Source organism: Streptomyces cahuitamycinicus (genome assembly GCF_002891435.1).
GTDB lineage: Bacteria > Actinomycetota > Actinomycetes > Streptomycetales > Streptomycetaceae > Streptomyces > Streptomyces cahuitamycinicus.
In genome coordinates, this window is sequence record NZ_POUC01000294.1 from 1 (window position 1) to 10316 (window position 10316).

Here is a 10316-nt window from a genome sequence, read left to right on the forward strand (position 1 = left end):
GCCGCCTGCCGCCTGCCGCCTGCCGCCTGCCGCCTGCCGCCTGCCGCCTGCCGCCTGCCGCCTGCCGCCTGCCGCCTGCCGCGGAGCGTCTCTCCGTGGCTGACGGGTCGTCACGCGGTTTATGCCGGTCCGTGCAGGGCTCTTGTGCAATTCATGTGGAGGCCTCAATCTTTCGCTGACGCACAGGAGTAGCCGCTGGCTTGACATGGTCATGACCCACTGGCCTCATCGGCGGCGACCGACGGGCGTGCACCACACCCCACAGCGCACCACCGATTGAGGAGGACCCCTCAGATGGCAGTGATGCGTACTCCCCACAGATCCTCCCGGCGAAGACTGGCCGCGCTCGGCGCGACGGCCACCGCGGCGCTCGTCGCGAGCCTCGTCTCCGCCCTTCCCGCCGGCGCGGCCCCGGTCGCGGCCGAAGGGCGCATCCAGTACGCGGGCGCCGCCAACGCCGTCGCCGGCAGCTACGTCGTCACCCTGAAGACCGAGAAGGCCGCTTCCACCGAAGGCCGCGCGCTCGCGCGCAAGTACGGCGCCGACATCGAGCGGACGTACACCAAGGCCTTGAACGGCTACGAGGTCGAGGCGTCCGAGTCCGAGGCGAAACGTCTCGCCGCCGACCCGGCCGTCGCCTCCGTCGTGCAGAACCGGACGTTCTCCATCACCGGGACGCAGCCCAGCCCGCCGTCCTGGGGCCTGGACCGCATCGACCAGAAGAGCCTGCCGCTGAACAGCTCGTACACCTACCCGGACTCGGCGGGTGAGGGCGTCACCGCGTACGTCATCGACACCGGCGTCCGCATCACACACGGCGACTTCGGCGGTCGCGCCTCCTACGGCTACGACGCCGTCGACAACGACAACACCGCCCAGGACGGCCACGGCCACGGCACGCACGTCGCCGGCACGGTCGCCGGAAGCGCCTACGGCGTCGCCAAGAAGGCCAAGGTCGTCGGCGTCCGGGTGCTGAACAACTCCGGCCAGGGCACCACCGCCCAGGTCGTCGCCGGCATCGACTGGGTCGCCCGGAACGCGGCCAAGCCCGCCGTCGCCAACATGTCCCTCGGCGGCCCCGGCGACACGGCCATCGACACGGCCGTCCGCAACGCCATCACCTCCGGCGTCTCCTTCGTGGTCGCGGCCGGCAACGAGTCCACCAACGCCTCCACCCGGTCCCCGGCCCGCGTCACCGAGGCCGTCACGGTCGGCGCGACGACATCGAGCGACGCGAAGGCGAGCTACTCCAACTACGGCACCGTCCTGGACCTGTTCGCGCCGGGCTCGTCCATCACCTCGGCCTGGCGCACGAGCGACTCGGCGACCAACACCATCTCCGGCACGTCGATGGCGAGCCCGCACGTCGCCGGAGCCGCCGCCCTGCACCTGGCCGCCAACCCCACGGCCACGCCGGCGCAGGTCTCCGCCGCGCTGACCTCCGCCGCGACCACCGGCGTCGTCACCAGCCCCGGCAGCGGCTCGCCCAACCGGCTCCTGTACGTCGGCGGCGGTACGACCACCCCGCCCGGCCCGCGCTTCGAGAACACCGCCGACCAGACCATCGCCGACAACGCCACCGTCGAGTCACCGGTGACGGTCTCCGGCGTCTCCGGCAACGCCCCCTCGGCCCTGGCCGTCGAGGTGCACATCGTCCACACCTACATCGGTGACCTCCAGGTCCAGCTGATCGCCCCCGACGGCACGGCGTACACGCTGAAGTCGTACGGCACCGGCGGCAGTGCGGACAACATCGACACCACTTACACCGTGAACGCCTCCTCGGAGGCCGCGAACGGCACGTGGAAGCTGCGGGTGAGCGACAACGCCCGCTTCGACACCGGGCGGATCGACGCCTGGGCGCTCCAGTTCTGACCTGAGCGACCCGAACGCAGGGGCCGGGCTCGCGCGAGCCCGGTCCCGACCGGCACGTGACGGATCCTCAGCCGGGATCCCTGGCAGGGCCAGTTCGGCGTTCATCGGTGAGGAACCGGACGACCACCTCCGGTTCTTCGGGGCTGATGCGGCCCCGGGCCGCGTCGGTGCTCCGCGCCAGGGGGCGGAAGCAGTCCCCTGCCAGGCCCCCAACCGCGTCGGCGTACAGGCAGGGGCAGGTGCACCACGCGGCGGTCTGCGGCGTCCCGGACCCGGCGGATGTGTCCGGCCCCCGCTCCAGCCGTCGAGGTCCGCCGTCACAGCGCCGGACGTGAGATGGCGCTGCCCCGCGCGGGGAACCGCGGGCGTGGCCTCTGCCAGGGCGCCATACGTGAGATCGAGCTCCCCCACGCCGGCCACCGCGGGCCTGGCCTTGCCAGGACCGTCTCCGCCTCCGGACGGCTCGCGCGCCGCGATGACGGCGTCGACACGGCCGCGCTCGGCGGCCAGGTATGGGCCCGGACGGGCGACCCGCTCGCCGTCGGCGGGCGGGTGCGCATCGACGCCACCCTGGAGGCAGCCGCGGACAGCGACGCGGCCGAGGAGACCGTTTCCTGGCGGCACTCGGCGTCGACTACACCATCTTCCTGACGTCCCGGGTCCGGGAGGAGGCGCTCGCGCACGGCAACCGGCAGGTGGTGTTGCGCGGACTGACCACCACCGGCGGGCGATCGCCTCGGCGGGTGTGGTGCTCGCCGCGACGTTCGCGGCACTGATGGGACCCCCCTGGCTTTCCTGGTGCGGATCGCGTTCATCGTCGCCTTCGGGGCGCTGCTGGACAGGCCCGTGGGGCGCTCGCTGCCGGTGCCCGCGCCGATGATCGGCATCGGGCCCCGGGCATGGTGGCCGAGCGCCCTCGCCCACGACAGGCCGGCGGGGTCCGGCGGGGTCCGGCGACGGTACTCCCTCCGGCTGAACCGTCGGCGTCTCCCGTGTCGTGCATCCGCCGAGCGCCCCGGGCGGGAAAGGTTCGCGTCGGGACCGGCCGCGCTCCGGCGGCACGGTGACGGTTCCGGAGGACGGAGGCACGACCATGGCGACGGACGGGCGGCGGCTGCACTGCCTCGTCACCGGGGCGTCCGGCTACATCGGGGGGCGCCTGGTGCCGGAACTGCTGCAGGAGGGCCACCGCGTCCGGTGTCTCGCCCGCTCCCCCGGCAAACTCCGCGACCACCCCTGGGCGGCGCACGCCGAGACGGTCCGGGGGGATGTCACCGACCCGGAGTCGCTCGCCTCGGCGATGCGCGGGGTCGACGTCGCCTACTACCTGGTGCACGCCCTCGGCTCCGGCTCCCGGTTCGAGGACACCGACCGCGCCGCCGCCCGGGTCTTCGCCGAGCAGGCCCGGGCCGCCGGCGTACGGCGGATCGTCTACCTCGGCGGGCTCACGCCGCGCGACGTCCCCGAAGGGTCGCTCTCCCCGCATCTGCGGTCCCGGGCCGAGGTGGGGAAGATCTTCCTCGACTCGCCCGTGCCCGCGACCGTGCTGCGGGCCGCCGTCGTCATCGGCTCGGGCTCGGCGTCGTTCGAGATGCTGCGCTACCTCACCGAACGCCTGCCCGTCATGGTCACCCCGAGCTGGGTGCACACCCGCACCCAGCCCATCGGGGTGCGGGACGTGCTGCGCTACCTCGTCGGGTCGGCCACCATGCCGGACGACGTCGACCGGGCCTTCGACATCGGCGGGCCGGACGTCCTCACCTACCGGGACATGATGCTGCGCTACGCCGCCGTCGCCGGACTGCCGCGGCGGTTCATCGTGCCGGTCCCGGTCCTCACCCCGGGGCTGTCCAGCCACTGGGTGGGACTCGTCACCCCCGTGCCCGCCTCCCTCGCCCGGCCGCTGACCGAGTCGCTGCGGCACGAGGTCGTCTGCCGCGAACACGACATCGCCCGGTACGTGCCGGACGGCCCGGGCCGGCCGCTGCCGTTCGACGAGGCTCTGGCCCTGGCGCTGCGCCGGGTGCGCGAGGCGCAGGTCTCCACGCGCTGGTCCTCGGCCTCGGTGCCCGGGGCGCCCAGTGACCCGCTGCCCACGGACCCGGACTGGGCGGGCGGCAGCCTCTACCAGGACGAGCGGCAGCGGCCGGTCGAGGCGTCCCGGGCGGCGCTGTGGCGGGTCGTCGAGGGCATCGGCGGCGACAACGGCTGGTACTCCTCCCCTCTGGCCTGGGCGGTACGGGGCCGGCTGGACCGGTTCGCGGGCGGGGTCGGACTCCGCCGCGGACGGCGGGACACCGAGCGGCTGAGGGTCGGCGACTCGCTGGACTTCTGGCGGGTCGAGGAGATCGAACCCGGGCATCTGCTGCGGCTGCGCGCCGAGATGCGGCTGCCCGGGCTCGCCTGGCTGGAGATGTACGCCGAGACCGACGAGCGGGGCCGCACCCGCTACCGGCAGCGGGCCCTGTTCCATCCACGGGGGCTGCTGGGCCACGCCTACTGGTGGAGCGTCGCACCGTTCCACTCCGTCGTGTTCGGCGGCATGGCGCGCAACATCGCGCGGGCCGCGTCCGAGGGCACCGGCCGGCGCCGCAGCACCTCACGCATCCGTCCGGCCCGCGAGCGGCGAAGCGCCCGGAAGCACCGCACGCAACCCGCACCACCGCACGAGGAGTGACACCATGACCGTCGCGGTCGTCCTGTTCACCTCGGACCTGCGCCTGCACGACCATCCGCCCCTGCGCGCCGCGCTGAACTCGGCGGACGAGGTCGTGCCCCTGTCCGTCCGCGACCCCTCCGCCCACGCCGCCGGGTCCGACGTGACCGACCGCGCCGCCTTCCCCGCCGACTGCCGGGCCGACCTCGACGCGTCGCTGCGCCGGCGCGGCGGACGGCTGGTCGTGCGCACGGGGCCGGTCGCCCGGGTCGCCGGTGCCGGCGCCGGCACCCGTCCCCACCGCGTCCTCAACCCCGTCTACCAGGGCAGGCGCTACGACCCGGACGGCACGTACGTACGCCGTCGGGTGCCCGAACCGGCGGACGCCGGCGGCGCCGCGGCGCACGAGCCCTGGCGGCTGCCGCAGCACGAACGGACCCGGCAGCGCTGTCCGGCGCCGCTCCTCGACCTCGGCGAAGGCCCGGCCCGCTTCCGGCAGGCCCGTGGCCGCGGCTGAGTGTTGGGCACCCGACACATCCGGAACACCACTCCCGGCGGACGCACTCAGGTGCGAACGACGGGAAGCAAGAAGGGGTTGGGCATGCTTGGACCGCGGCCGACGGTGGCCGGACCGGCGGAGACGAACCACGCCCCGCTCACCGCTCCCGGAGCCACACGCGCCATGGAGGCGGTTCTCGAGCGGGTGCTGGAGGACCGGCTGCGGCAGGCCCGCGCCACCGACGCGGTGTTCGCCCGGGAGACGGCCGATCGCGTCGCCGCGTTCGTCCGGCGGGGCGGCAAGCGGCTGCGTACGGCGTTCGTGTGGTGCGGCTGGAGGGCCGCGGGCGGCTCGGGCGACGCGGGCGCGGTCCTGCGCACGGGAGCGGCCCTCGAACTGCTCCAGGCCTGCGCCCTCATCCACGACGACATGATGGACGGTTCACCGCTGCGCCGGGGTGCCCCCGCCCTGCACGTGGAATTCGCCCGGGAACACCCGGCCGGACCGGCGGGCGGGTCCGCCGGGACGTTCGGGACGTCGGCCGCCGTGCTCGCGGGCGACCTGGCGCTGGCGTGGGCGGACGACCTGCTGACGGAGACGGCCCTCGCCTCGCCGCACGGCCTGCGCCTGCACGAGGAGTGGCGGGCCATGCGCACCGAGATGGTCGCCGGGCAGTACCGCGACCTGCGCGCGCAGGCGAGCGGCTCGTCCGGCGCCGAGGAGGCACAGACCATCGCCGTCCTGAAGAGCGCCCGGTACACGGTCGCGCGGCCCCTGGCGCTGGGCGCGGCGCTGGCCGGCGCGGACGCCCGCACCCTGGGCGCGCTGCGGGCCGCGGGCCGGTGCGCGGGACTGGCCTTCCAGCTGCGCGACGATCTCCTCGGGGCCTTCGGCGACCCGGCGCAGACCGGCAAACCGGCCGACGAGGATCTGCGTTCGCGCAAGCTCACCCCCCTCCTCGCCGCCGCCGTCCGGCTCGCGGAGGCCACCGGCGACCGGGACGCCGCCGCCGCGCTCGCCGCGGACGCGGAGACCCGGCCGGGGCACACCGTCGACCGGATGCGGGCGGCGCTGGAGCGGACGGGCGCCCGGGCCGAGGTGGAGGCGAGGATCACGGACCTGGCGGCCTCCGGTCTGCGGCACTTCGAGGCGACCGGCGCCGCAACGGGCGTGCGGCGGGAGTTCGCCACCCTGGTCGAACGGGCGTCGGGCCTCGCCCCGCGGCACGCGGAGGAGCTCGTATGAGGACGGTGACGGGACCGACGGATCATGTCGTCGTGGTGGGCGCCGGCCTGTCCGGGCTGGCGTGCGCCCTGCATCTGCTGGGCGCCGGCCGCCGGGTGACGCTGGTCGAACGGGACGCCGGCCCGGGCGGGAGAGCCGGGCGGGCACGGCTCGGCGAGTACCTGGTGGACACCGGGCCGACCGTGCTGACGATGCCGCACCTGGCCGACGAGGCGTTCGCTGCCGTCGGTGAGAGCCTCGGCCGGCACGTCGAGCTGATGCCCCTGCACCCCGCATACCGGGCCGGCTTCGCGGACGGGACCTCGCTCGACGTGCACACCGAGGCCGACGCCATGGAGGCGGAGGTGCGGCGCTTCGCCGGACCGGCGGAGGCGGCGGGCTACCGCGGGCTGCGGGAGTGGCTGGAGCGGCTGTACCGGGCGCAGATGCGCCGTTTCATCGACACCAACTTCGACTCGCCGTTCCAGCTGGCGCACCCGGATCTGGCCCGGCTTGCGGCGCTCGGCGGCTTCGGGCGTCTCGACGGCCGCATCGGCCGTTTCCTCTCCGACGCCCGCCTGCGCCGGGTCTTCTCCTTCCAGGCCCTGTACGCCGGGGTGGCACCGGCCCGGGCGCTCGCGGCCTACGCGGTGATCGCCTACATGGACACGGTGGCCGGTGTCTGGTTCCCGAAGGGCGGCATGCACGCGCTGCCCCGCGCGATGGCGGACGTGGCGGCCGGTGCCGGTGCCGAGCTGCGGTGGTCGGCCGAGGTGAGCGCGCTGGAACGCTCCGCGGGCCGGGTACGGGCCGTCCGGCTCGCCTCGGGCGAGGGCATCCCCTGCGACGCGGTGGTGCTGACCTGCGAACTGCCCGCCGCACACCGGCTGCTGGGCCGGGCGCCCCGGCGCCCGGTGCCGCTGCGGCACTCGCCGTCCGCGGTGGTCCTGCACGCGGGGACCGACCGCACCTGGCCCCATCTCGCCCACCACACGCTGTCCTTCGGCGCCGCGTGGGAGCGCACCTTCGACGAACTGACCCGCTCGGGAACGCTGATGAGCGACCCGTCGCTGCTGATCACCCGTCCGACCACGCACGACGCCTCGCTGGCGCCCCCGGGCCGCCACCTCCACTACGTTCTGGCGCCCTGCCCCAACACCTCCGTCGGCCCCTCCGCCGCCGCCTGGCGCGACCTGGGCCCGCGGTACCGCGACAGCCTGGTCGCCGAGCTGGAACGCCGCGGCCTGGACGGGTTCGCGGCCAGTGTCGAGGAGGAACTGCTGGTGACCCCGCTCGACTGGACGGCCCAGGGCCACGCGGCGGGCAGTCCCTTCTCCGTCTCCCACACCTTCGCCCAGACCGGGCCCTTCCGGCCGCGCAACCTCGTCCGCGGGCTGGACAACGTGGTGCTCGCCGGCTGCGGGACCACACCCGGTGTCGGCGTGCCGACCGTGCTCATCAGCGGGAAACTCGCCGCCGCCCGCGTCACCGGGGGCCGCACCCGGGTGACCCGGGCGGGCCGGTCCCCCGAACACCGCCCGTCCGCCCCGACCGGAGCAGGTGCCCATGACCCGTCGTGAACTGGACGCCGCCGGTATCACCGACCCCGGTCTGCGCAGCGCCTACGGCCGGTGCCGGCAGCTCAACGCCCGGCACGGCCGGACCTACTTCCTGGCCACGCGCCTGCTGCCGCTGGAGCGCCGTTCCGCGGTGCACGCGCTGTACGGCTTCGCCCGCTGGGCCGACGACATCGTCGACGACCTGGACCGGCGCCTGCCCCCCGACGAGCGGGACCTGCTGCTGAAGCGGCTGGAGGGCGATCTCGCGCACGGGCTGCGCAACGGCGGCGGCAGCGAGCCGGTGGTGCGGGCCGTGGCCGACACCGCCGACCGCTACGGCATCGAGGCGGCCCTGTTCTCCGACTTCCTCGCGTCGATGCGCGCCGACCTGACCGTCACGGACTACCCGACCTACGCCGATCTGCGGGCCTACATGCACGGCTCGGCCGCGGTGATCGGCCTGCAGATGCTGCCCCTGCTCGGCACGGTCGTCCCACGCGAGGAGGCGGCACCGCACGCGGCGGCCCTCGGAGTGGCGTTCCAGCTGACCAACTTCCTGCGGGACGTGGGCGAGGACCTGGACCGTGGCCGCGTCTACCTGCCGGCGGACCTGCTCGCCGCCCACGGCGTGGACCGGCCGCTGCTGGAGTGGAGCCGGCGAAGCGGCCGGCGCGACCCGCGCGTCCGGGCGGCGCTCGTCGCGGCCGAGGCCCTGACCAGGGACGTGTACCGGACGGCGGAACCGGGCATCGCGATGCTCGACCCGCGGGTACGCCCGTGCATCCGCACCGCGTTCACGCTGTACGGCGGCATCCTCGACGCGATCGCGCGGCACGACTACGCCGTGCTGCACCGCCGGGCGGTGGTGTCCCGACGGCGGCGGGCGGCCACCGCCGCTGCCGGTGTCTGGAAGGTGGCCCGCGCGCGGTGGCACGCGGGGCCCGTGGCGCAGCACGCCGCGCTGCAACGGAAAGGACCGGGTCGTGACTGACCGAGCGGACAAGGCACGCTGGACCTCACCGCTGCGGCGACGCCGCGGCCCCGGCTGGGCGGAGCAGACGCCGACCTGGCGCGCGGCCCGCCCGGCGCTGATCGCCGACACGCTCAAACGGGCCTCCGCCCGGCCCTCCGGCAACTGGTTCGTGGTCGGCGCCTCCCGGGACGTGCGCCCCGGCCGCCCCTACGGCAGGACCGTCGGCGGCGTCGAGGTGGTGCTGTGGCGCTCGGACTCGGGCGGGCTGCGGGCGGGCCACGGCGTCTGTCCGCACCTCGGTGCTCCGCTGCGGGACAGCCGGGTGGTGTGCGGCACGCTGATGTGCCACTGGCACGGACTGGCCCTGGACGGTGCCGCGTTCGCCGGCTGGCAGCCGTACCCCGTCCACGACGACGGGGTGCTGGCGTGGGTGCGGCTGGACGCCGTCGGGGGTGAGGAGCCGTCGGAGCGGCCCGTGGTTCCGGCCCGTCCCGCGCCGGGCACCGGGGTGGACGCGGTGTTCACGGCGGCCGGGCGGTGCGAGCCGCAGGACGTGGTCGCCAACCGGCTCGACCCGTGGCACGGGTCCTGGTTCCACCCGTACTCCTTCGTCGACCTGACGGTCGTGAGGGAACCGCTGGGCGGCGAGGTCGGCGAGGTCGGCGAGATCAGCGACGAGGACGACGCCTTCGTGGTCGACGTCTCCTTCCGGGTGGCGGGCCGTCTGGTGGTGCCCGTACGGGCCGAGTTCACCGCGCCGGAGCCGCGCACCGTCGTCATGCGCATCACCGGCGGCGAGGGCGCCACGTCCGTGGTGGAGACCCATGCCACGCCGCTGACCGCGGCGGACGCGGGCCGGCCGCGGACGGCCGTGATCGAGGCGGTCGTCGCCGCTTCGGACCGGCGCGGCTTCGCCCTGGCCCGGGCCGCCGCCCCCGTGCTGCGCCCCCTGATGCGGGGCACGGCCGGGCGCCTGTGGCGCGACGACCTCGCCTACGCCGAGAGGCGCTGGGAACTGCGCAGCACGGGGCGGTTCCCTGGGTGAGGCGCCCCCTCCGGACGGGCCTGCGAGGGTCGCCTGTGCGGGGTCGCCCCTGGCCGTCCGGCGGCCGGAGTCGTCCCGGGTCTGTCCGACGGCCCGGGGTCGCCCCGGTCCCCCGCCCGAGGCCGGGGGTCGTCCCGCGTCCTTCCGCCGGCCGGAGGTCGCCCCGGATCCGCCCGACGGCCGGGGGTCGCCCCGGATCCTTCCGACGGCCCGGGGTCGCCCCGGTCCCGCCCGAGGCCGGGGGTCGTCCCGCGTCCTTCCGACGGCCGGAGGTCGCCCGGGACCCGCCCGACGACCGGAGATCGCCCCGGATCCTTCCGACGGCCCGGGGTCGCCCCGGTCCCGCCCGAGGCCGGGGGTCGTCCCGCGTCCTTCCGACGGCCCGGGGTCGCCCGGGACCCGCCCGACGACCGGAGATCGCCCCGGATCCTTCCGACGGCCCGGGGTCGCCCCGGTCCCGCCCGAGGCCGGGGGTCGTCCCGCGT

General features: G+C 75.5%; 8 protein-coding genes and 1 pseudogene. All 9 read left to right on the top strand.

Annotation, left to right across the window (positions count from 1 at the left end; all coding sequences use genetic code 11):
- Positions 1-294 precede the first annotated feature (294 nt).
- Positions 295-1875, top strand: coding sequence for a S8 family peptidase (locus tag C1J00_RS30080; protein WP_102912146.1), 1581 nt, complete (start codon positions 295-297; stop codon positions 1873-1875).
- Positions 1876-2211: 336 nt separating this feature from the next.
- Positions 2212-2526, top strand: coding sequence for a hypothetical protein (locus C1J00_RS48365; RefSeq protein WP_439333444.1), 315 nt, complete (start codon positions 2212-2214; stop codon positions 2524-2526).
- Positions 2487-2805 (top strand): annotated as a pseudogene (locus C1J00_RS47155) (MMPL family transporter); the annotation flags it as partial. The gene C1J00_RS48365 and the pseudogene C1J00_RS47155, both read left to right, overlap by 40 nt.
- A gap of 163 nt (positions 2806-2968) precedes the next feature.
- Positions 2969-4552 carry an SDR family oxidoreductase gene (locus tag C1J00_RS30090; protein WP_102912147.1) on the top strand — a complete coding sequence of 528 codons (1584 nt, stop codon included), beginning with the start codon at positions 2969-2971 and terminating at the stop codon, positions 4550-4552.
- A 4-nt stretch (positions 4553-4556) separates the two neighbouring features.
- Complete coding sequence (locus C1J00_RS45980; protein WP_245936563.1) at positions 4557-5048, top strand: deoxyribodipyrimidine photo-lyase; 492 nt, start codon at positions 4557-4559, stop codon at positions 5046-5048.
- Positions 5049-5132: 84 nt separating this feature from the next.
- On the top strand, positions 5133-6275 hold the full coding sequence (locus C1J00_RS30100) for a polyprenyl synthetase family protein (protein ID WP_102912148.1): 1143 nt from the start codon (positions 5133-5135) through the stop codon (positions 6273-6275).
- Positions 6272-7834, top strand: a complete 1563-nt coding sequence (locus tag C1J00_RS30105) for a phytoene desaturase (protein WP_102912149.1) — start codon at positions 6272-6274, stop codon at positions 7832-7834. Before C1J00_RS30100 ends, C1J00_RS30105 begins: the two co-directional genes overlap by 4 nt.
- On the top strand, positions 7821-8804 hold the full coding sequence (locus C1J00_RS30110; protein WP_102912150.1) for a phytoene/squalene synthase family protein: 984 nt from the start codon (positions 7821-7823) through the stop codon (positions 8802-8804). Before C1J00_RS30105 ends, C1J00_RS30110 begins: the two co-directional genes overlap by 14 nt.
- On the top strand, positions 8797-9831 hold the full coding sequence (locus tag C1J00_RS30115; protein ID WP_245936564.1) for a Rieske (2Fe-2S) protein: 1035 nt from the start codon (positions 8797-8799) through the stop codon (positions 9829-9831). Before C1J00_RS30110 ends, C1J00_RS30115 begins: the two co-directional genes overlap by 8 nt.
- Positions 9832-10316 lie beyond the last annotated feature (485 nt).

Coding starts and splice junctions, on each gene's coding strand:
- C1J00_RS30105 (WP_102912149.1), top strand. CDS start 6,272: ATGAGGACGGTGACGGGACCGACGGATCATGTCGTCGTGGTGGGCGCC.
- C1J00_RS45980 (WP_245936563.1), top strand. CDS start 4,557: ATGACCGTCGCGGTCGTCCTGTTCACCTCGGACCTGCGCCTGCACGAC.
- C1J00_RS30080 (WP_102912146.1), top strand. CDS start 295: ATGGCAGTGATGCGTACTCCCCACAGATCCTCCCGGCGAAGACTGGCC.
- C1J00_RS48365 (WP_439333444.1), top strand. CDS start 2,212: ATGGCGCTGCCCCGCGCGGGGAACCGCGGGCGTGGCCTCTGCCAGGGC.
- C1J00_RS30090 (WP_102912147.1), top strand. CDS start 2,969: ATGGCGACGGACGGGCGGCGGCTGCACTGCCTCGTCACCGGGGCGTCC.
- C1J00_RS30110 (WP_102912150.1), top strand. CDS start 7,821: ATGACCCGTCGTGAACTGGACGCCGCCGGTATCACCGACCCCGGTCTG.
- C1J00_RS30100 (WP_102912148.1), top strand. CDS start 5,133: ATGCTTGGACCGCGGCCGACGGTGGCCGGACCGGCGGAGACGAACCAC.